The sequence below is a fragment of the Streptomyces sp. NPDC027185 genome (assembly GCF_055567035.1).
This window is the reverse complement of sequence record NZ_JBVHRF010000007.1, coordinates 103,641-129,797: the sequence shown is the minus strand read 5'-3', so window position 1 is coordinate 129,797 and position 26,157 is coordinate 103,641. Positions and strand designations below refer to the sequence as shown.

General features: G+C 72.1%; 1 protein-coding gene. It reads left to right on the top strand.

Translation table 11 applies throughout. The annotated features are described in order from the left end of the window. The first annotated feature begins 188 nt into the window (after positions 1-188). Entirely contained in the window at positions 189-26,111 is a 25,923-nt protein-coding gene (locus ACZ4M8_RS23035) for a WXG100-like domain-containing protein (RefSeq protein WP_467610606.1), read from the top strand. Positions 26,112-26,157 lie beyond the last annotated feature (46 nt).

Genomic DNA, 26,157 nt, shown 5'->3' with positions numbered 1-26,157 from the left:
GCTCCCCGCTCCGCTCCTCCGGCACCGGCCCGTTACGGGCGGCCGGAGCGAGCGGCGCGGGCGCCTCCTGACGGTTCCTCCCCCCGTCACACCCTTCTTCCGCGTTCCCGTACGCGTACCGCCACGCTCCGCACGACGGGCTTCCGCCCGCGCACAGCATCACCAGAAAGGGGTCTGCTGTGGCCCTCATGCCCTCCCAGGACGTCATCAACTTCCTCAACACCATCGGCATGAAATGGCCGCAGGCGAACGAGGACGTGCTGCGGGAGGCGGAGGCCGCCTACCGGAAGACGGCGGTGGACTTCCGGCAGGCCGAGGAGTACTTCCTGGAGGTGGCCAAGCACATCAGCGCGGAGTTCAGCGGGGCGAGCGCGGATGAGTTCGGCAGGTGGGTGACGTACCTCGCCTCCGGTGACCAGCCCGTCCTCGGGGCCGCCGCGGCGCAGTGCGAGCAGCTCGCCAAGAACGCCGCGGACACCGCCACCGACGTGGAGCACACGAAGTGGTCGGTCATCGGCCAGGCCGTCGCGATGATCGCGATGGAGGCCGCCATGGCCGCGTTCCTCTGGTTCCTGGGCCCCGGCGCGGTGTTCGGCCTGAGCTTCGAGTACGCGCTGGTCCAAGAGTTCATCATGAACCTGATCGCGGCGCTGCTGCGGTCCATCGCCACCCAGGCCGTGATCGGCGCCGGCGTCGGCGCCGCGGTCGACCTCGCCATCCAGGACCTCCAGAAGCGCCAGGGCCACCGCGACGCCATCGACCTGAACCTGGTGGGCCAGGCAGCGGTGGCCGGGGCCATCGGCGGTGCCATCGCCGCGCCGTTCGACCTGGTCGGCGTCGGTATCGGCAAGGCGTTCGGCAACCGCATCGGCTTCGGCGTCAAGGGCGTGCTCGGCAAGGAGTTCGGCCACCTCTTCGAGGGCGCGGCCGTCGCTCCGGCCGGTCAGTTCGCCAAGGCCGAGCAGAAGGCGCTCAGCAAGGAGTTCGCCCAGACATTCGCCGGGCTCCTCGGCAACACCCAGCACGAACTGGCCAGCGGCTTCGAGAAGGGCCTGTTCAGCAAGGGCTTCAAGGGCCTCGTCGGCAAGGGCACCGCGGGCGGCGAGGGCACCATCGCGCACGCCTTCACCGAGAAGACCGGCGACCTCTTCGCCAAGAACTTCGGCGGGAAGCTGATGGCGGCCGAGGGCACGGCGATGACCGAGGCCCAGGCCAGGACGTTCGGCAAGGACTGGGCGCGGGCCATGATCCACGAGAGCGGTGACACCGCCGCCCACGGCCTGGAACACGGCACCGCCAAGGGCCTCGGCGCGGGCGCCGGCAAGGAACTGCCGCTGACGATGGACGAGGTGGTCGCCAAGCACCTCGGCAGCGACGGGACGAAGGAACTCTTCGGCACGGCCGTGCCCCACGCCGTCCGCGAGGCGATCGGCACCCACCTCGAAGGCGACCTCCGCTACCGGCTGGCCGGACTGGCCGCGGGCACCATGACCGACGGCGCCAACAACGCGCTCTCCGACGCCGTCGTCAACTACGTCTACACCGGCAAGTTCGAGACGACCGGCGGTGCGTTCCTCGGCGGCATGGTCATGGGCGCCGCGGGCCGTGGCCTGGGCGAGTACGTCATGCCGCCGATCACCAGGAACGTCATCCACCCCGCGATGGCGGCGGTCGGCGGCGGGCTGTCGGCCGTTCACCAGCACGTCCTCGCCCCGGCGCTGACGTCCGTGGGCGAGAGCCTGAAGGGGGTGAAGGAGAGCCTGTTCGCCCCGTCCGTGACGAACGGCGAGACCGTTCCGCTCCTGTCGGACACCGCGAGCATCGCCACGACCAGCACCTCGGACCTCAGCACCTCGGACCTCAGCACCTCGGACCTCAGCACCTCGGACCTCAGCACCTCGGACCTCAGCACCTCGGACTCCAGCACCCTGAACGGGTCGGACGGTGGCGACGGGGCCTACGGCAAGGACCTCGGCGCGGGCTTCGGCAAGGACTTCGACGAGGACTTCGGCAAGGGCTTCGGGGGAGACGAGGACGGCAGCGACACGGCCAGCACCCTCTCCGGCACGGGCACCGTTTCCAGCACGGACACCTTGTCTTCCAGCGCCGACACGCTCCTCACGCACAGCTCGGACGACAGCTCCCCCTCCGGTGCGGACGGCGACGCCGGTGCGGGCGCCGGCCCCGGGGCGGCACACCTCGCCGGTGCCGGGGCCACGGGGCCGTACGCGCCGGAGCACCCGGCCGGTACCCCCGGCCGGAGCACCGGACCGTCCGCGGGCGGCACCCCGCACCCCGGCGCCCCGCGCCCGCAGCGCACCACCTCGCAGAACGACACGGGCCACGAACCGGCCCGCACCGGACCCGCGGCCCGGCCGGGGCAGGACCCCGCCCCGGTGCCGTCGCCGAAGAAGGTCGCCACCGCCGGCAGCCAGGGCGAGACCGCCACCACCGGCGACCACCCCGCGTCCACGGCCCCCACCACGCCGCAGCCGCCCACGGCCCACGCCACGCAGAGCGGCGGTGCGCCCGCCCACACCACCGAGGACACCGGCGCACCGGCCCCGGCCACCGGCGAGCACACACCGGCCACGGACACGCCGCAGCCCGTCACCACCGAATCGGGGGCGGGGACGCGGAGCGGGGACGAGGACACCACCGGCACCGGGCACTCCGACGCCCTGCCGGACTCCGTCACCGACCTGGTGGACCGGATGATCCGGGTCCGCTCGGCCCGTCACGCCGCCGAGGTCACCGAGGTGCCGGGCGAGGTCCACGGGCCCCGGACACTGCTGGAGACCGTCTTCGGCACCGGCGGCCCGCTCGCAGGCCGTCCCGGCGATACCACGCCGACCGGCCTGCCGCACGACGACGGCGGCCCGCTGCGTCCGCTCACCGACGCGGAGCGGCAGCAGTGGATCCAGGAGCGGCTGTCGGCCGACCGCGAGAACCAGGACATTCCCGAGGATCTCCTCCGCGAGCACCTCGACGACTTCCTCACCCGGCTCCACACCGACCTCGCCCCGGAGTTCAGCTTCACCCCGGCGCCCAGCTGGTCCACACACCCCGACGCGGGCACCCGCGCCGACAACTGGCGCCACGCCCAGCGCCGGATGGCGGACGCCTACGAGGACGAGTTGTCGCAGGCCGCGCAGACGGTCACCCGGGAGGACTTCTACGAGAGCGTCTTCGACCAGTGGGCCGGCGAGCGTTTCGGCACCCCGTCCGACAGCCGCCAGCTGATCCCGTATCAGGGAGGGAGCGGTGCCGCGCCGTCCGGGAGCGAGCTGCACCACGCCGTCCTCCAGCGCCTCCGCGACCAGATCAGGGAGCTGGCCGGACACCGGATCGCCGGTGAGGACGACACCCCGCTCGCCACCGCCGAGGAACTCCGCGCCCACCTCGACCGCGCCTGGGTGATCGAGCACGGTGTGGAGCACCTGACCGGCTGGTCCGAGGCAGCCTTCCACGAGTGGCGCAACGGCCTCACCGACGAGCAGCGCGCCCTGCTGGACGAGACCGAGTCCGGCAGCACCTCCCCGAACCCCGGTGCCGCCCCGCGCCTGCTGATGCCGCAGACCCACGGCGAGTGGGTACTCACCGAGGCGCAGCGCGCCTTCGAACAGCAGGCCCGCGCCACCCTGGAGCGCCTCGTCGGCCCCGGCCCGCTGCGCGGCGACCCGAAGACGCTGATCGCCACCCTGGACGCGCTGAACGCGGGCGCGTTCCGCACCGAGACACTGACCGAACACCTCGGCGCGCAGGCCGACATGGTGGGCGACGCCCTCGCCTCCTCACTGAACCGGCTGCACCGCACCTTCGACGACGCCCTCCAGGACCTCGTCGACCACCGCGCCGCGGAGCAGATCTTCGAGGAGGCTCTCCAGTTCGGCACACTCCTGCCCACGCCCGTCCCCCGGCCGACGGAATCCGCCGATGCCCCGCTCCTCTCCGAAGGCGGCCGGGAGCGGCTCCGCCACGAGTGGTGGAAGACGTACGACCGGGACCGGCGGGACCTCCTGCGGGCCCCCGGCGGCAGGAAGCGGCCGACCGAATCCGACGCGCCGCAGGACACCTGGGAGGCCCGGCGCCGGGAGCGTGCCGAGAAGCTGCACGACGAAGTGCTCCTGCAGATGGCCAAGGAGACCGCGGCGCGGGAGGCCGTCACGGCGGTCGAGCAGGCCGCGGACACCTGGCAGCAGTCCCTGGCGGAGCTGTCCGACGACGTCAGGGAGAAGTTCGGGAAGGCATTTGCCCTCGACGGGCAGCAGCCCGCGCCGACGGAGGCGCGGCGCGAGGCGATCCGCGCACTGGGTGAGGCGCTCCACGAGCAGTTCGAGAACTGGGGCCGGAAGGAGAGCCGGGACCCCGCCGGGCTCCACCGTCTGCTGGCGGAGTACACCCGGCCGGACGAGGTGCGGCGCCGCATCGCCCTCGCGACCGCCCGTGCCGAGGCGATCCGCGCCGCCCGCGCGGAGGCCGAACAGCTCGCCGCCGACGAGGCCGAGCACCTCGCCCGGGACGCCCGGGACCGCTTCGTCACCGAGCACGTCGACCGCGTCACCGCCCAGTTCGACGCCCTCTTCACCCTCGGCAACGTCTTCGGCACCGGCCGGCCGGCCGCCTCCCGCCTGCTGACGTACCCGGAACCGCACGACGTACGGGGCGCCGGCGCCACGGACACGAAGCCCGAAACGGCGGATACGGACGGCGAAGCGGACGCGAAGCCCGAAACGGCGGACGCGGAGGGCGAAGCGGCGGGCGCGGCGGACCGCACGGCGGACCCGGCGGGGGAGACGCCCGCGAAGAACGGCGGGACGGAACCTGCGGCCGGGACCGTCACCCGCCCGTTCCCCGAAGCGTTCGCCGCCTGGCGGGACGGCCGTGACAGCCTCAGCGGCGAGCTGAAGATGCGGCTCCTGTTCGAGATCAGCGCCACCGACGGCCTGGGCACCTGGGCCAAGGGCTTCGGCGACGCCGCCGCCCGCCACACCGTCCACCAGGACGAGCTGCGGCGCATCGGCGACGACACCCGCAGGGACTGGTTCACCGCCTTCAGGAAGGCATGGGGCCCCGAAGACCTCGACGCGCTGCGCTGGCTGACGCACGAACGCGAGCACAGGGACCGCTTCGGCACGACCGCCTCCGCCACGGAACCGGAAAGCGCCCTCACCCGCACCGGGCCCCGGCCCGAGGCGGAAGAGATCTTCGGGGAGCTCACCCGGCAGGACCGGGTGGGCGAGGAAGCGCGCACGGGGGAGACGGAGGGTACGCCCGCGCCCGCGGAGGTCTCCGAGGTGACTCCTGCCGCGGCCACGGACTCCCCGGTGGCCTCCGCGCCGGAGTCCCGGAGCGCGGAGGAGCAGCAGGCGCTGGTCACCCCCGGTTCCGACGAGAAGCCGGCCCGTTCCGAAGAGCTCCTCCTCGTCGCGCGCCGGGCCGGTATGCCCGCGCAGGACGTGGTGGAACATCTCCAGGGCTGGGACCGGGCGGGGAAGGCACCGGACGCGCTTCTTCCGCTGGCGCACTCCCTTCTGAGGTGGCAGCCGCCGATCGGGGACGGCCCGGAGGCGGTCCGGCGGCGCGAGGTGACGGCCGCGGCGCGCCGAGAGGTGCTGGACGTGCTTCTCCGGGAGGGGAAGAGCGCCGCCGAGGCGCGCGCGGCCGAACTGTCCCGGAGGGAACGCGAACTCGCGCTGGATACGCTGCGGCGGACGGCCCCGGGACTGTTCGACAGGCGCGGCCCGGAGCCGAAGGGCGGCTGGGACGACTGGCTGGCGGACAAGACCTGGATCGGTTCGGAGACCCGCCGCAGGGGAAAGCCCCTCGGCGGCATGGCGTCGCAAGGATGGCGGATCTCCCCGCCCAGCGGGCGGCAGACGACCGGCTCCTGGCCGGCGGGCCCGTCGGCCTCCGTGCCGAGCACGGGCGCGGCACACCACGCCGGGGCCTTCAGCACGCCGATGCCGGAGCGGGACGTCGTGGCCGGCGCGCTGCTGGAGAAGCTGAAGCAACGGGACGGCGCCGACGGCCACGGCAACCGGCACGCATGGGTGAGCGAGGTCCTGAAGGGCGCCGAGGCCATCGGTATGCACGACGAGTACACCGCGACCATCGAGGCGTGGCTGGAGATCCTCGACGAACGGGGCCAGGACCTGACCGCCCCCTCCCGGGAAGCGGTGGAGCAGGTCACGGAGAACCTGTGGACGTACCTGGGCGCGGACCTCGACCTCGCCCTGGACCCCCTGCTGTCCCTCTCCGTTCTCCGCGACCTCTACGGGGCGGCGGGCGCACCGCTTGTGCCGGGGTACTGGCCCGGTGGCCACCCCTTCGCGGACGTCGTGCCGGACATCCGGGAGGCGGGGCCGATGGAGCTCGATACGGACCCCGCGGGCCCGATCCCGGTGACCACGCCGCAGCAGACGGAGGGTGCGGGCCCGCCGGCCGTCCGGGCGAGCGGAAGCGCGGCCCACGGTGGCGCCCCCGGTACGCCGGGGGCGGGGGTGGACGCCGCTGTCAGGGGACTTCTGGAGAAGCTGCGGGAACAGGACGGTGCTGGGGGCCACGGCGGCCCGTACGGCTGGGTGAGCACCTACCTGGCGGGCGTCGCGTCCCTCCAGGTGCGGGGCGAGCACGCCGAGATCATCGGCGTCTGGCGGGACTTCCTCCGCGAACGGGGCCAGGACCTGACCAGCCCGTCCCAGGAGGCGGTAGGTGAGGCCCTGGAGAATCTGCCCTGGCCCCCGGGCGCGGGCCGGGCCCCCGGCACGGAGTCGGTGCTCTCCGCCCTCCGCGACCTCTACGGGGCGGCGGGCGCACCGGACGTACCGGGGTACTGGCCCGGTGGCCATCCGTTCGCGGTCGTGCCGGTGGGCGGCTCCGGCATCCGGAGGACCGGGCCGGCAGCCGGCCGGGTACCGGACGGGAGCGCCGGCAGGGGATCCGTCCTCGAGGACCAGGAAATGGCAGCTGTCCAAGGGCCGTTGTGCCGTCTCGTTCGCGATCTGGAGAGCTTCTTCGGGGAGGGGAGCGACGAGGCGTGGGTCGCAGCCCGCGCTCTGCGGAAGTTCAGGAATGACGGCAATCAGTCGCGGGCGGTCTGCGGCCTGCGGGCGTGGTGGCGCCAGCTCGACGGTGCCACGCTGATGAACCCGACCCGGAAGCAGGTCCTGCGTTATCAGGCTCAGGTCCGGGCGAGGGCCGACGAGGCGAACACCGGCAGGGACGAGAGGCGGCGTGCGCGGAGGGCGTCGCAAAAGGCGACCAAGGACCTGATGGGTCCCCGCGCCTTTTACGACCAGCTGGTGCAGGAGCGAAGGCTCCGCGTCAACCCCTTCAGAATGCTGCCGAAACACAGGAATGACCAGCGCGGGGCCATGACCGGCCCACTGCCGCCGCTGCCGGACGGCATCGGCTCCGGGTGGGAACCCGCTCCGTCCCCCGGCGGTCCCCACCAGGCCACGGCGAGGGGCCTCGAGGCGCACCCGGTGGGGCCGAGCCGGACCGGGAACACCGTGCAGCAGCCGGCCGGAACGGCCTACGAGCCCACGGATGACAACGACGGGTTCGGCCTGCTGACGGCTGAGGAACTCGCCGCCGAGCTATTCGGAACGCACCACCCGGCCGAGCTGATGGACGCCGGTCCGGGCGCCGGACAGCCGGTGACGGCCCTCCAGGGGACATTCCGTCGGCTCGGCGCGGTGGCGGCGAAGCCCGAGGAGCTGATCGGCCTCGCGTACCGGGTCGGCATCTCCGAACTGGAGCTGGTGGAACGGGTCGAGAACTGGGACGGGGTCTCCAAAGACCTGGGCAAACTTGGTCTCTTGGCCCATTACTTCCTGAATTGGCCCCCGGTGCTGGTCGAGGGCGAGGGCACTCGTGAGGCTCTCAACCGGCGCTTCGTACTGCGTCAGGCGGAGCGGGACGTGCTGGAGGTGCTTCTCCGGGACGGCGCGGACGCCGCTGCCGCGCATGCGGTCAAGGTGTCGCAGGAGGAGCGCGAAGCCGCACTGGCCCGGTTGTGGCAGCGGGACCCCGAGCTGTTCGCACGGCGTGACGGGGAGTCGGAAGAGGACTGGCGCCTCCGGCTGGAGAACCGGACCTGGATCCGCACGGAGCGGCACCGCCTGGAGAAGCGGCGGGGCGGTATGCCGTCCAGGCCGGGGCAACAGCCCCGGGAGCAGGACCTCTCCCGGGCATCCGGATCGGGAAGCGCGGGCTCGTCGGCCTCCTCGTCCGGTTCGGGCGGCGGGCGGCCCGCCGCCAGGCCGGTCACCCCGTTCCGTGACGACGAGGCACTGCCGGTGCACCACCCGGGGCGCCGCGACTCCCTCTCCCCGATCGAGGAGGAGGGCGAGGAGCACGGGTCCGTGGAAGGCGCGGCGACGGAGACCGCGGCATCGGACGACGCCCTTTCCGCCACTCCGCAGGAGGAGTTCGCGAACCTCGTCGAGAAGCTCGCGGACAAGGCCGCCGAACGGAGTGAGGCTCTGGCGGACGAGGTCGAGGCGATGGCCGCCCTCATCGAAGATCACGACCTGCCGGCCACCGTGAATCTGTCCCTCCTGCTGAGCAGGGCCGTCGACGCCTTCCTGTCGAGCGCGGACGTGCAGGCAGGGGCCGGCCGGAGCGCGGTCGAGCGCGTCCTGGAGTACGTCGACTCCCACGGCCGGCTGCCCGCCGATGACCTGTTCCCGTCCGTCCTGACCGATCCTGGGACCCTGCCTCAGCAGATCCGGGAACTCCTCCGCACGCTCGGCCTGTCGTACGCCGGCCTTCTGGAGACCGCCGGGCATCTGGAGATCGTGCCCGAGTGGCTGGCCCCCCTCGCCGGGGAGCTGTCCTGGAGTCAGGAGCTCACCTCCGATGAGCGTTCCCTCGTGCTCGCGCACGCGGTGGAGAGCCGTCTGGGGCTGCTCGGTTTCGCACCGCAGGACCTGGAGTGGTTCGCCGGGTACGGGGCTGTGACGTGGGAGGACCTCGCGGGCTTCCGGCACTACCTGGAGAGCCGCAACGATTCCGTCGCCCTGCTGAGGGAGCGCCCGGAGGATGTGCCGCGGACGCTGGCCGACTGGCTGCGGTGGCGGGGCGAGGAGGGCCGACCGCCGCAGCTGCGGGATCCGGTGCGTCTTCTGGCGCTGGCCGTCACGTCCGGTGCCCCTCTCACCGGCGCTTCGGTGACGGGCGGCGGGCCGCACACCGATCTCGCCGACACGGTGAAGAAGGCCGCGGACGAACTCCGCCTCGACGTCGTGGAACTCGTCCAGCTCTTCGAAGCGGACGTACGGATGCTGCACCGCCGGCGGGCGGGCCACGCATGGCAGATCCCGTCGGACTGGATCGAGGCCATGCGGTACCAGAAGACCGCCCTCGGTCTCGACCGGCCCGCGGACCGGGCCGCCCTCGCCGCCCTGACCGGCCGCTACCCCCACCTGCTCGCCCCGCAGGCCCACCTGCCCGCCAGGGAGGGGGAAGAAGGAAGGCCGCTCTTCGGCAGCGCCACCTATCGCCGGGCGGCGGACTTCCTGAGGGCCTTCAGCCCCCGGAGCCCCGAGATCCTCAACGACCACGGCTGGCATCCGGGCCGCTACACCCTGACCTCACTGCGTGCCTCCCGTGCCTGGGCAGGCATCCTCGACACCGTCTTCGAAAATCTGGGCCGGCACCCGGGGCTGAGGGGCTCGCCGCAAGCCCTCGGGGACCTCGCCGACCACCTCTTCCTGACGGCCCGTAGCAGGACCGCCGACTGGCCGTCGCTCCAGGGGCGGCCCGGCGGCCGGCTGCGGGCAACCCTGGAGTGGCTCGCAGCCGGTGCCCTCACATCCCTCGTGGAGGACTGGGCCTCCCACTACCGCGACCCCTCGGCGGAGTCCGGTACCTCCCAGGCGGAGCCGGCGTACGAACCGCTCCCGCTCTACCACGACGCGACCGGCGAGGAACAATCCCTCCAGGCGCCGCCCTACCTCGATGTCCCGGACCACTGGTCCCTGCGCGACACCACACAGGCGCCGCCCTACACCGAGTCCCCGCACGACGTGCCTCTCAGGACGGACGCGGAGCGCCGTGCGTGGGAGGCCCAGCTCGAAGAGGAGGCCCGGAACCACTTCCTGGAACGGTTCGGCCTGCCGGACGATGAGGACACGCTCTCCGTGCTGAGCGAGGTCTTCGCCGCCGTGGGGCCGGACGTGCCCGCCGTCCGGACCTGGCTCTACACCTTCCTGTCCGACCCGGCGGTCTCGGGCCCCGACCCGCGCACGCAGCAGTGGACGGACCGCTGGTACGCGCCGTCACAGGTGCTCTGGGCCCTGACCGCGGCCGCTTCGTACGCCGAGCGCTTTGACGGTGCTTGGCCACGCAACGGTGTGGCGACGATGCAGGGGGACGAATTCACCACCGCGCTCGGCCGGTTCGACGACCTGCTGTCGGAATTCGGGCGCAACGGCGCAACGCTCGCGACCCTCCACCCGGTGGGGGTCGGTCCGCAAAGCGTCCTGGAGCGGCTGGAATGGGTCGCGGGTTACGCCTACGACCGGCAGTACCTGAACCTCGCCTTCCATTTCGGGCTCTCGAACCCCGCCCAGCCCGGCAACATCGCGCCCTACGCCCAAGCCGGGCTGGTCGAGGACGCGCTGTGCCTCGTCGGAGCGGGGCGCTTCCGTGACCATGTCGTCTTCTTCCGGCTGGCCGTCGCGGCGGGTTCGCTGCGCGCCGCCGCATACCTCGCCCCCGCCTCCCGCGAGAACGGACGGATCCTGCCGGGCTCCGTGCTGACGCTGTTGCACTGGAACGACCAACGGCACGCGAACGAGCATCCGCACGAGCCCGGCAGTCTCGTCGGTGGCCACACCTTCGCGACACTGTCCCGGATGGACGTCGACGACGCCGTGGCGTTCCTGCACGACCTGGCGACGCGGTACGAGGCGGCGCACCCCGGCGAAAACCTGCGCTTCCGCTTCCCCTCGCCGGACACCACGGGAGGGCCCGAAGCGCCCCTCCAGGTCGTGTCGGGCACCCACGACCTGCTCATGTCGCCCCTCGGCACGCGGACGGACACCGACCAGCTCGCCCTGCACAGGGCGGAATCGGGCATCCGTGTCTGGCTGGACTTCACGGAGGCGCAATGCGAGCAGTACGCCTTGTCGGAGGAGGAACAGCGGGAGCTGGGAGCGTTCGGCAGCAGCCCCGTCCCCTGGCTGGTCGATCACCTCGACGCCCTCGCCGGCCTCGACGGCCCTGACCCCGCCCGGTCGGCCGGGTACCGCATCGGACTCGAAGACGTACGGGAGATGCTGCGCATCCGGCTGGCGACCGGTCACTTCCCGGTGGCGGAGGTGCTGGCCATGGCGCGCCAGGAATCCGTACCGGCGTCGCTCGCCCCCCTCCTGGTGCGGTTCAGCTACGAGTACGGCTTCGAGGACCAGCCTTCTCTGGTGACACCGCTCATCGCACCGCTCCTGGACGTGCTGCGGAACGGTGGTGACGTCCGGGACTGGCTGGACGACACCTTCCTGGAACTGCTGGTGCCCCATGGCCTGGACCGGGAGCGTCTGGAGGAGGCTTCCCTGGGCCGGCCGGCGGACGAGTCGGAGCAGCTGGCCCTGGAGGAAGAGCGGGACGAGCAGCTGCGTTACATCCACCGGCTGCTGAAGTGCCTGTCCGCCACCGGTGCCTCGCTGACCGAACTCCCGGAGCTGGGATCCTTCCTGGCGAACAGGCTGGAGGCGCTGGAAGAGGTGCTCCCCGCGCGCGGGGCGGCGTTCGGCTACGCGCACGCCCCGGTCGGCCTGCGGATGGCTGTATGGAAGGCCGTCCCGGAAGAACTGCCTGCCGAGGTCGGCCGCTACTGGCGGGCGTGGCAGCACGGCATGGACCTGGAGCGCTACCGCGACCGGATCCGCCAGCCCTGGTTCGACGCCGCGGGAATCACCGAGGTGGCGCGCGTCCTGCGTCCCGAGGGGACGCCCGGGGAGACGCAGGAGCCGGCTCTGGAGCAGGCTCTGCGGCTGGCCGAGCAGATCCAGGGAGTGCCGTACGCCCTCGGGGAAGCGGCGGAGGTGCTGGGGACGACCCCGGACCAGCTGTGGGAGAAGCTCACCGGCGAGGAGAGCGCGGAGTACCGGCATGTCCTCGTGATGGGCGTCATGGCGCCGTACCTTTTCCCCTCGCGCGGGTCGTCGGACGCGGCCCCGGCCGATGAAGCGCGACAGATCATGGGGAACGAAGAGGTGCGGAACGCCCTCGTGCGGGCCCTGCTGACCGAGGGCAGGGCCGCAGCCGGGCAGTTGGCGGCCCGGTACCTCCGGCAGTTGCAGGAGGAGCAGGAGGCGTCCGCCGCACTCCAGGACGGCGAGGCGTCTCAAGGTGACGGCACGGAGCCCGACGAGCTGAGCGTGTCCGGGGACGGCACCCGCGCCGATGAGGACGAGGCCGTGGTGCTCACCGACCTCGACGACGTGAGCGTGGCCGACGGCCAACTGTCCCTGAGCGGTGACGAGGACAGGGCGTCGGTGCACGGCGCCGCCACCGGCGGGCAGGACCAGGAGCCCCACACGGCGGCGCGGGACGTGGAGGAGGAGCTGATCGCCCAGGTCATGCCGCTTCTGGACCTGAGCGCTCTCCTGGAGTCGTCCCCCGAGGATCCCATCGGTGTCCTCTTCGGGCATTTCCAGGACCACGGCGTCACCTCCCTGCGGGGACTGGCCCAGATCCTCGACCTGGCGGGCAGGGTGGAGTCCGGGCCGTTCGCCCGTTTCGTCGAGTCGCTGCGCGCCGTCGGGCGGCCCGAGGGCGCGTTGCCGTCCGAGCGCGGCCGGTTCCGTCATCTTCTGGCCGGCTGGAGCCGTGGCGTGGGCCGGCGCGTGGACCTGCCCGCCTCGTTCCGTGCCGACCTGGTGCTGGAACGGGTGCTCAAGGACGGCGAGGGGGACGAGGCGCGGACCGCGTCGCTGGTGCGCTGCGCCCTCGACCACACAGACCTGCCCGAGACCGAGCTGACGGTGCTTCTCGACGTGGTGTCGGAGCTCCTCGGCACGGGAGCGGAGTACGCGGACCTCATCGGGATCACCGCGGAGCTCGACGGCATCCCACTGGACCATCTCGCCGTGGTCACCGACGACCTGACCTGGCTGGGCGAAGCGACGCCGGACGAGCGCGCCCGGTTGGGCGCGCACCGGGTCCGCAGCCGGCTGCGGGCGCTGGATCTCGAACCCGAAGACCTCAGCTGGTTCGCCGGCCGGGGCGCGGGGCGCACCTCGGCGGACCTGGCGGCGTTCCGCGCCCACCTGCGGGACACCCTCCGGCAGACCCCGGCGCAGCTGCGGGAGCAGGGCGCCGAAGCGGGGAAGGCGGCGGTTGGGGACTGGCTCGCCCAACTCGGCGCCGCCGCCGCTCAGGCCCTGCGCGAGGCCACCGTCGCCACGCACCCGGCCCTGGCCGAGTTCCTCCTCCCCGAACAGAGCCTGCGCGAGACCGCTGTGCGGACAGCACGCGATCTCGGGGTGGATCTGCAGGAGCTGGTCCACCTCTTCCGCCCGCAGGTGGAGCAACTGCACCAGGCACGTGCGGCGTCGGGCCGCGCGGCGAACGCCATGGGGACCACCGGCCCGTGGTGGGACGGCATACGGCGGAACATGACCAACCTCGGCCTGGACCGGCCCGTCGACTGGGTGGCGCTGTCCCGGCTCTCGGAGAGCTTCGCCCTCCTGGACGTCAACCGGCCGCTCGGCTCCTCCTCCCTGACGGACGAAGAGACCTTCCCGCCGTTGGGTGCGGTCCGCTACCGCCAGGCGAACCGTCTCCTGGGCGATCTGGGCACCTCCCTGCGCGATCTGCTGCACTCCGAGGACGCCGAGCACTACCACGAGATCTGCGCGGTGCTCTCCCTCCACCCGCAGCTCCGCGGCGACCGGACGGCTCTTCGCGCGCTCCGTCGCCACCTCGTGGAGAGCGCCGGTCCGGACATGACGCCCGAGCAGGTGCGCCATATGGTGGTCACGTGGGCCGCTGACGCGGCCCGGCGGTATGCGGAGGAGGCCATTGAAGCGGTCGTGGACGACGCGACGCAGCTTCCGACAGCCTTCGACCTGCCCTCCTACGCGGAGACCGAGGTGCCCTCCTACGAGGCCGCCGTCGCCCGGACCCGGCACCAGCGCGACTTTGGGCACGACCGTGGCAACCCCCCTGGCTATGTGAGCACGGAGCGGATCAGGGAGGTCTGGAGCGCCTACGCCGGCAGGCGGGGCGGCGACCTGACCCCGAATCAAATGATCACGCTCATCGATGTGCACGACCGCTTGGGTGTGCACCGCGTGGAGAGTCTCGTCAAGCTGGTCCGGGCCCTGGGGGAGGTGCCCACGTACGACCAGTTCGCCGAGGGGGCCCGACTGCTGGGCCTGAGGGACGTCAAGGATCTCTACCGGGTTCTGAAGAAGTTCCCCGTCCGACCGGACGAGCTACCGCAACTGGCCAACCAGGAGACGCTGCGGCAGCTCTTCGCCCCGCTCAACGAACGGTCGGCCACGCCGCGTGCCTGGCGGATCGCCCGTGTCGCCGCCGGCCTGAGGCTGCTGCGCGACCTGCGGGACGCCGACGTCGCCGCCGGGCTGAGGCGGCTGCCCGACGCCTCCTCGCTCTCGCCGGCCGACCGCCACTGGTCCCTCCAGCCGCCGCTGCTGGAGGGCCCGGGGGCGGAGGAGGCGGGCGTCGCGCACTTCGCCCAGCGGTTCGCCCTGAGCGATGTGACCTCGGTGCAGCAGGTTCTGTGGGAGACGGCCGGACTGCTCGGCGCGCAGACGCCGCAGGACCGCGCATGGCTGTACCGGGCTCTGGCGGACCCCGCGTTCGTCGGGCCGGGGAATCTGTCCGAACGGGTGTGGACCGGCGAGTGGCTCGCCCCGTCACACGTCGCGGAGCTGATGCGGCGCTCCGCCGAGGTCCGCGACAGCGGCCTCGCCTCACCTGCCGGCTTCTCGACACTGTGGCGCGGGCAGAGTTTCGACGCCGTGGTGCAGTTCATCCACGGCACCGGAACCGACATGGAAGCATCGGGGCACTTCCCGTTGCAGCAGGACGACCTGGTCCCTCCGGGGGGTGAGGGCGCCCTGCAGGCGCTCGGACGGTGGGCTCAGGAAGAGCTGTCACGCCGCGCGGTGCTGCGCGAAGAAGCCGAGATCGCCGATCTGCGCCGCGACCTGGAAGAGGCGGGATCCTCCTACGAGGAGGTCTCGGTCTACGCCGAGGAGATCGGCATGGACGTCCTCACCGAGCCGCTCGTCGAGTTCGTCCTGCGGCACGGGCGGGTACCGCGGGCGGAGGTGAGCGCCCTCTCCGAGGTCATGGACCTGCTCGAAGGGGACTGCCTCGCCCTCCCCGCCATCGCGCACGCCCTCGGCCTGGGCCCCGACCGGCTCCACCTGCTTCGGGGATTGCGCCGGAGCCTCACCGCCCGCATGGACGCCGGTGGTTCCGACCACGACTGGTCGCAGCAAGTCTGCGACCTCTTCCGGAACGAACTCGGCGGTACCGGCTCCCGCCCCCTGCGGGACGAACACCCGGAGACACTGGAGTCGCTCCTCACCCTGATCGACGCCCACCACCTCGAAGTCCTCGCCCTGCCGGAGCTGGGCGACTTCGTCGGCAGACGGCTGGGACTCGACCGAGACCTGGACACCCACGGATACGAGACCGGCGGGCCGGCGCACCGGCGCAGGCGCTGGGAGCGCCTGCGCACCCGGTCCGGGGAAGACATCGCCGACGTGATCGCGGAGTGGCGTACCCACTTCCTGAACGACGCGGGCCGAGAGGCGATGCGTACCCTTGTCGACGGCCTGCGCGAAACCCTGCGCGAGACCCCGGGTTCCGTCGACCCCGGAGTGGAGGGTCTCAGCAAGGCGGTCCGCAGGGCACTGCTCGCGCTGACGGACACGCTGGGCGAGGTACCCAAGGGGCTCCCCGACATCGTGGAACAGTACGGATGGACCCCGCAGCAGCTGCTGGACAACATCGAGGGTTGGCTGCGGTCCCCCAGCGGGCTTCTGCCGCTGGCCGACCCCCTCCTGAGGTGGCCGGCGCCGATCGGCTTCTCCGACGAGGCGCAGATCCGGCGCGTGGCCCTGCAGAGCGCACGGGACCAGGTGTCGGACCGCCTGCTCAGGCGCGGCCGGGAAGCGGCGCGGATCCTCGCCGACGAACTGTCGCAGCGGGAACGCACCGCCGCGCTGGCGCGCCTCTCCCGCGAGGAGCGGGAGGAGCGCGCTGTTCGTCGGGGCGGTGAGACGGACGAGGAATGGCAGCGTCGGCAGGACGCGACCTGGATCGGTTCGGACGCGGAGCGTGCGAGCCGTGTGCTGGGCGGCGCCATGCCCCCGGGGCGACGCCGGCAGCCCGCTGTGCACGCCCCGTTCCAGGCATCCGGATCGGGAACCTCCGGAGAGAACCGGGAAATCCGTGCGGAACGCCGTCCGACGCGCGATGAGACGGCCGTGTACCGGCAGCCGGCGGAGTTCTCCGGGGAGGCGGGCCCGTCGGGGTCCTCGTCGGGGGGTGGCGCGGTGGGCCACGGCCCGGTCCCCGGCACTCCGCTGCCGTCCTCGCATGACGAGGCGCGGCTGATCGGTGATCTGCTGGAGAACCTGGCCGACGACGTGGAACGCGCCTGGGTGGGCGGTTTCCTGGAAAACGCCGGCTCCGCCGGCATGGCCGGCAATTACGCCGCCATCATCACCGCCTGGCACGAAGAGCTCACGACCTCATGGGGACAGAGCCTGCTCCATCCGTCCGAGGCGGCGGAGTACGCGGTCATGTTGCGGATGCTGTCGGGTCCGGAGCCGGCGGGCGGATTCTCCGCCTTCCCGGCCCTGTCCGTTCTCCGTGACCTCTACGCGGTCGCGCCGGGGGAATGGGAGCGTGCTCGCCCCTTCACGGAACCCGTGCTCGACGAGAGGACATCCGGCGGCGGACCGGTGCGGAGACCGCGGACCGGGGCACGTGGTGGCTTCGTCTTCGCGCATCCGGAGACCTTCCGCCTGGGCAGGGCACCGCGCCTTCTCCTCGCCGAACTGGAAGGCGCCCTCGGGAAGGGATGCGACGAAGCACATCTCGTCGCCCGGGTGTTGAGGGAGATCCCCGAAAACCGCGAACGGGCGCGTGCCGCGTCCACGCTGCGGGCGTGGTGCGAATTCCTCCACGGGGGCCGGCTGATGGGCCCGGCGATGGGGGCCGGCCGGGAATCCCTTCTGGCCTCGCTGATGAACCCGCGGTCCGAGGATGTCCAGAAATACCGCGAGCAGCTCCGCAGGCGGGTCACGCCCACGGGCGAGGGCAGCGGTGCGGAGCGCAGGAACAGGGCGACGAACCGGCTGGACAAAGCCCTGATGGGTCCTCGGAGGTTCTACGACCTCCTGGAGCGCAGTGGGCTCAGTGGTCCCAATCCCTTCCGGAGGAGGAGCGGCCCGGCCCACGGCGCCGGACGCGTGGTGGTGGCTCCGGAGAACCCCACGACCCACCTGCATCCCGGCGCGCAGCGGCCGGAGGCGGCACCCGACCTGGCCGAGGAGGTCCGCGACCAGCTGCTGGAGGAATTGTCCAGCTTCGAGGAGAGGGCCTGGGTGAGCGGGTTCCTGGCGACGGCCCGGTCCACCGCCGAGGGGCTCGGGTACGTGGCGGCCGTCGGGGCCTGGCTGGACTTCCTCGGCGCACGGGACGAGGACCTGGCCGGCCCGTCCCCGGACGCGGTGGATGACTTCACAGAAGGTCTGCTGTCGAGCCAGGACGCGGGTGCGGACGGCTTCCTCACCCCGCAGCTGACCCTCACCGTTCTCCAGCAGCTGTACGCGCACGCGCCGGAGGAAAGGGCATGGCCCCACGGGCGGCCCTTCAACGACCCCATGTCGGTGCCCGGCGGCTCCTCGTCGGCCCACCGGACGGCAGCGCCCCACGGGACCGGGGACGCGGAGCCGGCACAGGACACGGCACCGCACCCGGTCGGCGCCGCCTCGGCCATACCGGTCCTCACATCGGAACAGTTGATCGCCCACCTGGAGAAAAGCGGTGCGCAGGACGAGCGCGACCGGGTGCTCGCCCGTGCGCTGGCACACTGGCTCGACGCGGCGGAAGAGACGCTGACGGGCCGGATCGCGAGCGGCGAGAAGACGGTCAGGGCGAACGCGCTGTGGTCCTGGTACAGGTACCTGAAGTCGCGGAGCGGCGTTTCCGGCGCTCCGCATCCGCTCGCCACGGTCGACCGACCGACACTCGACCCGGAATTCTTCGAATTTCTCAGCGGTGCTTCCGGGGACGGGCTGACGCCTGCCCAGCGGAGCATCTACGAGGTCACGCGCTCCCAGGCCACCGATTTCTACGTTCACCTGCTCAAACACCCGGAGCTGCTGGACACTCTGCCCCCGGTGCCGCAGCCGGTCCCCTCCGCCGCAGCGCACGGGCCGTCCGTGTTCGACGATCCGGCGACGTTCCGGCTGTCCAGGTCGTTGCGTGTCCTCCTGCACGATCTGGAGTACGTCCTCGGGAAGGGGTGTGACGAGGCGAAGGCCGCTGCTGTCGCCTTGGCCGCGATCTCGAACAAGAACAGGCGGACACGGGCCGTGACCGCCCTGCGGAAGTGGTGGCAGCATCTCGACCGGGGCGCCCTGACGAACCCGGACCGGGGGCGGGCCCTGGCCTACCGCGAGGAGAGCCGGTACCTGACGGGCCTCGGGAAGTTCTACGACGCGTTGGTGGGCAGGAACGGGCTCCGGACCAACCCCTTCAAGGTCCAGCGCAATCGCGGCACCGGCGACGGGCAGGACCTCCCCGCCAGTCTGACCGAAGCCATGAGCGGCGGCGTACGGACCGACCTGACCAGCACGGATCCCGGCATGCAGAAGCCGCTGCCGGGCGGTTTCGACTCGGACCCGGACACTGCTGCGCGCGTCGGCGGTGATCAGCCCACGCCGATGGAGATCGACGCGGATTCCGCGGGGACGCTCCCGGCCGAGGAGGTGCCGCAGTGGCCGGAGGCATCGTCCCACCTGGCCGCGGAGGCCGGCGGCACGTTGCTGGAGAAGCTCTCCAGTGATGAGGAGAGGGCCTGGGTGAGCGGGTTCCTGGCGACGGCCCGGTCCACCGCCGAGGGGCTCGGGTACGTGGCGGTCATCGGGGCCTGGCTGGACTTCCTCGGCGCACGGGACGAGGACCTGGCCGACCCGTCCCCGGACGCGGTACGTGGCTACGTGGCGGAACAGCTGACGCACCAGCACGCGGACACGGAGGACCCCCTCGGCCGCCAGCTGACCCTTTCCATCCTCCGGGACCTGTATGCCGCCGTGCCGGGAGACCGGCCCGGGGGCCGCCCCTTCGCGGAGCCCGTCCCGGAGTGGGAGGACATCAACGGTTCCGGCCTGCTGACGGGCACCGATGTGCTGGCCGATCCTCTCTTCACCGGGGGCGGGCACAGCGAGGAGATGACGGACTTCTCATGGCTGGACGGACTCGGGACGCGGCAGCCGGGCGAGGACGCCTTCGGCTCCCTGCCGACGGGCGGCCCGGTCCAGGACCTCGGCACGCAGGTTTCCGTACCGTTCCCGTACGGCCCTGTCGCCGGCACCGACCGGACCACGGAGACCGACGCTCGGTACGACGCCGGCGAGTCCGGCACCGATGATCCCGCCGCCGATGTCCCCGGGGGCGACTGGGCCGATGTCATCACCGACGTGCTGAGCGGGCAGATGAGCATCCTTTCCCCGGAGCTGTCGGCGGTCTCCTCGGACCGGGCAGGGGAGGACAGTGGCGGCTCCTCGCCGCACGGGACGGGCTCCGAAGCCGGCGTGGACCACGGGAGCCCGGCTCCGAAGGTGACGGAGGCCTTCCTGCAACTCCTCCACCACGGCAAGGACTCCGTCCTTCCCGCGCGTCGTCTGCGGGACCTCGAAGTCCGCAGTGCCGGCGGCTTCGAGTACCGGCCGCGCGTGAAGGTGACGCCCACACCGGAAGGAGGGGTCGAGAACCGGCCCTGGGAGGAGAGCGGTCCGCTGATGGTGCGCGTACGCACGCTGTCGCCGTCCGGTACGGCCACGGGCAAGGGCACGTGGTACACGTTCTTCCCGCTGGAGTGGACGGACGAGGAGCTGGCCGCGGCCCTGACACAGGGGCACGCGAACGGGCTGGCCACCGGCGACATCATGCTGCACGACGGCGGCTACCTGGTGCGCGGCAAGGCCGAGGTCAAGGGCAGGGAGGTACAGATCGACATATTCGTCCGCGACGGGGAGTGCGTCTGGGCCCGGCCCTCGGGTCCCGCCGAGACCCCGCCGCCGCGCCGGAGCGCGCCCAACGCCCTGGTCGGCGAGTGGACCGAGGTGGCGTTCGGCGTGTACGACGAGACGCCCGGCAAGGCCCGGTACGTGCTGTCGCAGGACGGCACACTCGGCGTGGAGCTGACCGCAACGGTGCCTCGCCCCGCGCAGGGCAGCGGGATCGAAGAGAAGCGGTACATGGCAGCCGTGACGCGGTTGCAGAAGCATCTCGACGACGTCCACAACACGGTGACGGGCGCCGGGATCCCGGTGACGTTCACCGTGGAGGCGGCGCCGCCGGGCGGGGTGACCGACCCTCACCTCGATGCCTTCTTCCGGGAGGACGACGACCAGAGCCTCGCGGGCGTGGCATACCACCTGTTCCGCATGGAGCCGACAGCCGTGGAGATCGACGAGAACATCACGCGGCTGCGGCGGTACACCCCGGCTCCGACGCGTCAGGAGGAGTGGCGGGCGCTTCCGACGGGCCACCGGGACACGGCGCTCCAGGGCTGGGCGAAGACCCGCATCGGCGCGCTCGCCGACGATGGTGAGTTCCTCGCGTTCACCGGGCCCGCAGGCACGTCGGGCGGTCACGCCGGCGCCGCGGCGCTGGCGGCCCAGCTCCGTGACCGGTTCTCGGACACGGCGTGGGCGCGGTCGTACGACCCCGGGGCGCTGCCGGAAGGCTGGAACGCCGACCGGCTGCGGCTCGCGGCCTATCTGACCGCCCGGCACGCGCCCCGCCCGTGGGAAACGCGCCATGCCGGCACATATGTCGTCGAGGCCGGCCCACCGGACGTGCCGTCCCGGATGCTGGTGACCGTCGATGCCGTACGCGGCACCGTCCTGGACTACGAGCTGCCGGACCTGCCCTCGCCCGCCGGTTTGGAGGGCGGCCTCCAGAACCCCGGTGCGCCGGAGGGCGGCGGGGGTCACGGGCCCGGGAGGGGCGGTGACGACGGCGGATCGCCGCCCACCCGGACGCAGCACCCGATGGCGGCGTTCGACCCGGGCGGCGGGGGAGCGCCGCTCCTCGACGCGTCGGTGCTCGCGGAGCCCACCGGCGGGCCGGCGATGTTCCACGGGCCGGCGGAGCCCTTTCCGCTGCGGCCGGAGTTGGACCCGCGGCCGACTCAGGACGAGTTGGCGAGCGGTGACCTCACCCGTTCCCGGGAGGCGCTGCGCCGGCTCCGTACCCACATGACGACCTGGCGGCAGTCGCAGGAGCCGGAGTCCACCCGGACGCCGCTGCGGCTCCCCCACGGGAAGGCCGCGACCTACTGGCAGCGCAAGCAGGACCTGGACGCGTTCCTCCGGAGGCACTCGGCGCAGATCGAGGCCCAGGGCCGTGGTTCGTCCCACGACGAAGCCGTTGCCCGCTTCATGACGGAACAGGTCAAGCCGTGGACGGCCGAGGCACCCACGCCCGCGCCGCTCGCGGAGCTGTACGGCTCCGGTGCCACCGCCGAGGAGATGCTCGTCCACCTCGGGCACCTCGCCGAGCAGCATCTCGCCCGGACCGTCCCCGGCGCCGGGCCACACCCGCTGCTGCGGTTCGACGTACCGCGCGCCACGATGCGCGCCGGCCGGCTCCTGGGCCTCGTCGGACCGGCCCACGAGAACGCGGCACGCGACCTGCCTGTAGAGGCCCTGCTCACCGCGGCGCTGCTGGGGGGCACCGTGTTCTCCACCCGCGACGGCGGCCTTCCGCTGCTGTCGGCCGGCAGCCTCATCCCTCAGCTGAGCGACCTCTTCGGCAACGGGCAGATCGCTCGGGCGGCCATCCAGGCAACCGCGGGCATCGAGGTGTTCGCCGCGTTCTTCCGGGGGGACACCGGCCCCGAGCAGGTCTTCCGGCACGTCGTCGCGGTCGCCGCACCGCTCGCCGGGTGGGACGTCCACCTCCCCGCGGAGATCCCGGTCTCCCTGGCAGCCCGTCTGCAGGACCTCTTCCACGAACTCCACCAGTTCTTCCAGGCGGACGCCTCCCTTCCGCACGAGGACGGCCGGCAGTTCGCCTTCGAATGGCACACCGCCGCCGACGGTGTCTGGCAGCCGGTCCGCACGGACGGCTCGCCGCGGGGATACCGCTACGAGCCCTCCCACCAGGACCGGTACGAAATGCTGGCGAGTTGGTTCGCGACGGCCGAGGAGGTGTGTGAGAAGTACCGGGCCGTTATGGCGGAGCAGGTCGAAGAGCAACGGTGGTACGACCGCTGGGCGCTCGCCGACGACCCGCTGGCCCACATCACCGACATCGGGCATCACCCGCTCGAAACGTACGACTACAACCGGATCTACCGGCGGCTGTCCGAGTCCCAGCGTCAGCAGGCGGACCGGATCAGGGATGAGCTCATGAGGCGGGGGGACCACGACCTCCTGTCGGCCGCCACCGGCTCGGTCGCCCTGCTCGCCCTCGCCCAGTTCGCCGACGGCTCCGTCGTGTCCGATTTCTGGAAGCAGCTCGCCGCCCGTCAGCTGGACGCCGTGGCGCTCGCCGCCGTCGCCGCGGCCGGCTTGCGGACGCTGGAGCCCCACCCGCACACCGGGCCTTTCCGGAAGACGATGTCCGCGGTGGCGTTGCCGTTCCACGTCGGCGAGGACATCGACATGAGCTTCTGGACCGCCGAGCCGCTGACAGCGGCCGAGCCGGGCCCGGCCGGTCCGCCGCAGGGCCCGCCCGAGAACGTGGAAATCGTCTTCGAGGGCTTCGAGGCCGTGGACACGACCAAGGTGTTCCACGGCCGGGGCCCGGCACCGGCGATGTTCCGCCCCGGCCCCCGAGCGGTGATCGTCTCCGTCGAACGGGCGCCGGAGCTCGACCGTACCGTCACACCCCCAGGGGGCCTGCCGGTCTTCCACCGCGGCCTCCGGTACCGGGCGGTGCCGCTCCTGAAGGAACACCAGCGCTTCGACGTGTACCCCCCGTCGAGGGAGTTCTTCATGCGGCTGTTCCCGCTCGGCCCCGTGCTGGGCCAGCGCTTCGAGGTACGGCGTTACGAATTGGGTGACCACTCCTGGCTCATGCGCCTGATCGTCCGGATCCACCTCGTGCCCGCGGCGGGCGTCACACCGGAGCAGGTGGCCAGGAAGCAGGCCGAGACCGACGCGGCTCTGAAGCAGTACCACAACGTCGGGCACCGCTTCCCCAACGGCGACCTCGTCCAGATCGTCGTGGAGTTCGTCACCGACGAGGCGCTGGCCCACCACCGCGTGGATCTGCGTCCGGGAAGCGGCCGTGAGAACTCCAAGACGTGGTTCGTGGACACCCCGGTGGTGATCATCGGGCATGAACTCGGCCACAACGTCGGTGCCCCGGACCGGTACCGGGAAGGACCGCCCCGTCTCGTCGACGACGACGGCTCCCTCATGGCGGGCCACCTCGTCGACAGGCGCGGCCGGGTTCCGACCATGGGCATGATGGCCAGGAACGTCTCCCCGATGCCGAACCTGCGGTGGGCGCCCTACGACCTGGCGATCATCTTGGCGTCGATCGAGCGGGCATGGCCCGCGGACCAGCAGGAGCACACCGGACCGGCCGAGGACACCCCGATGGCCGGTGCGGGCCCGACGGCCTCCGGGAGGCCGAAGGGTGCCCTCTTCTCGCCGGAGGAGGTGCGGGCCGCGGCCGGAGAGGGGCCCAAGCCGCTGCCGGCCAGCCCCGACACGATCTCCATCCCTCCGGAGGTGCTGCACGAGGCGCTGTGGGGCGGCACCAACCGGCCGGCCCGGACTGCGCCGCGCGACCGCTCCCTGCTCCGTGAACGTCCGGTGCCCGTCCCCGGCTCGATGCGGCCCAACCAGACGTACCTGGCGAGGTTCCCCGGCCGGCCGACGCCCGGGAGGGACGGCATCCGCCACAGCGGCACGGCCGGTGATCTCGCCGGGCCTCCGGTCGGGCCCGACCAGCCGGTGACGATGTGGCCCGACACCATGACGGTGGACGAGATCATCCAGACGGTCCGTCAGGTCTGTCTCAGGTCGCTCGCCCGGTCGAGGCGGGACGGCACCCTGGACGAGGTCACCGGCCCGGTCGAGATCGACGGGGCCTATCAGGGCGTACGCGTGAGGGTCCTCATCGATCCCGCCACCAACACCGTCCTCGACTTCGTCCCGCACGAGGATCAGACCGACCCCTCGACGGGCAAGCCCCTCCAGGCACCGCTCTTCCGCGCCGAACTGCCCCGCCCCCACCACGAGGGCGGACCGCACGTCACCCGCACCGCGGAGCTGTTCGTCCTCACCGGCAACCGTGCCGCGCGCGTGGGCGGCCACCACCTCGTCGGTGACGGCCGCAGGCAGTGCCTCAACGGGACGTGGTACATGACCCCGCAGCCACGGAACGTCCACGAGAACGGCACCGTCTCCACCCGGGTGCGGTTCCTCGACGCGAAGATCCGCCTCAACGACAGGGAGGCGTTCAACGCGGCCGGAGCGGATTCGTGGAAGAACGCCGTCGACGGGGTCGACGGCGAGCACGTTCTCTTCCCGCCGGGCTGGAACGTGGACGATGTATGGGAGGTCGCCCAGGAGGTACACGCCCAGGGCATCCAGCACGGTCATTTCGCCTTGCTCTCCGACCTGAACAATTCGGATGAGGCGGGCTATGTGGTCGTGGATGTGAGCCGTGGCGTAGGTGTCCAGCTCTGCGTGGTCGGCGGCAATTACCTCTGGTTGCAGCCCAACCCGTTCCAGCCGCGGCTGTGCTGGGACGGCCCGGAGGAACCCGTCGCCCGGTCCCGGCCGCAGATCTGCCGGCTGCCGGTCGGTGAGTACGACGAGGAAAGGGAATTCAGCATTTCCTACGTCGTGCTGAAGGACGAGAATTTCGCCCTGCGCATGGGTGTCGAACTGGCGGTGCCGGAGGGGATGAGCCCTGATGAGCAGCGTGAAGTCGACGAGCGGCTGCGGAAGATCCAGAAGGAGATCGACGCGAACTACAACGCGCTGCGACGGCTCGACGGGGCGATGCCTGCCCGTTTCGAAATCCTGAAGTCCCCCCGCGCCGAGGGGCTGACGCCCGAGCAGATGGCGGTATTCCGGGTTTTCTCCACGCACCCGGACGCGGCCGAAGTGGCCGAGGAACTGCTGGGATTCGGACCGACGGACGACGCCATCGAAGCCGTCCTGGACGCCGCTCGCGAGGAGTTGGTGATGCCGGACCCCGATGAGCCGGATGAGTGGGAGCCCGGATCGGACCTGGAGCTGGCCTCCGACGCGGTGAGCCACCAACGTGCGGAGGGCATCGGCACCGCGGAGACGAATCCCGTGCTGGCCGCCTACCGGCCCCGTGACCTGGCGCCCCACCTCACCCGCGAGGACACCGTGCGGGATCTGCTCGCCCAGTGCCGGAAGGCGTTCACCGAGTCCGCCTGGGCGAAGGAGGCTCCCCACGAGGGCGGCCCGAGCCAGGGGCCCACCACTGTGAACCTGCCCGACGGCCTCTCCCTCGACGAAGCCCGTCTCCAGGCCTTCCGCACCATGGCTCTGGGCAAGGAACGGAGCCTGGCTTCGACGCTCTTCACGGGCTCGGTGTGGGGCTACGCCGACCACTGGATCCATGTTCACGTGGATGACTACGGAGACATCGACGACTTCTGGTTCACGGTGAAGGACACCCCCGTCTCCCCCGCACCGACGCCCGCGGACGCCGACGGTGACATCCCCATGTCCGGGGCCGGCCCCCATCGGCCGACCGGCGGCCACGGCGACCGCCCCCAGGGCAGCGCCGGGATCTACGGGGTGTTGAGCGGCGGATCGCAGGCATCCGCCGGCATGGACCTCGACGCCCCCGAGCGGCGTGAGCACGGAGAGGAGGCGTGACACTCATCGTGAGCCGTACGGGGCGGCCGGCCCGCTCCATGCGCCG

What these genes read in the sequence shown, in the direction of transcription:
- ACZ4M8_RS23035 (WP_467610606.1), top strand. Translation starts at nt 189, where the DNA reads ATGCCCTCCCAGGACGTCATCAACTTCCTCAACACCATCGGCATGAAA.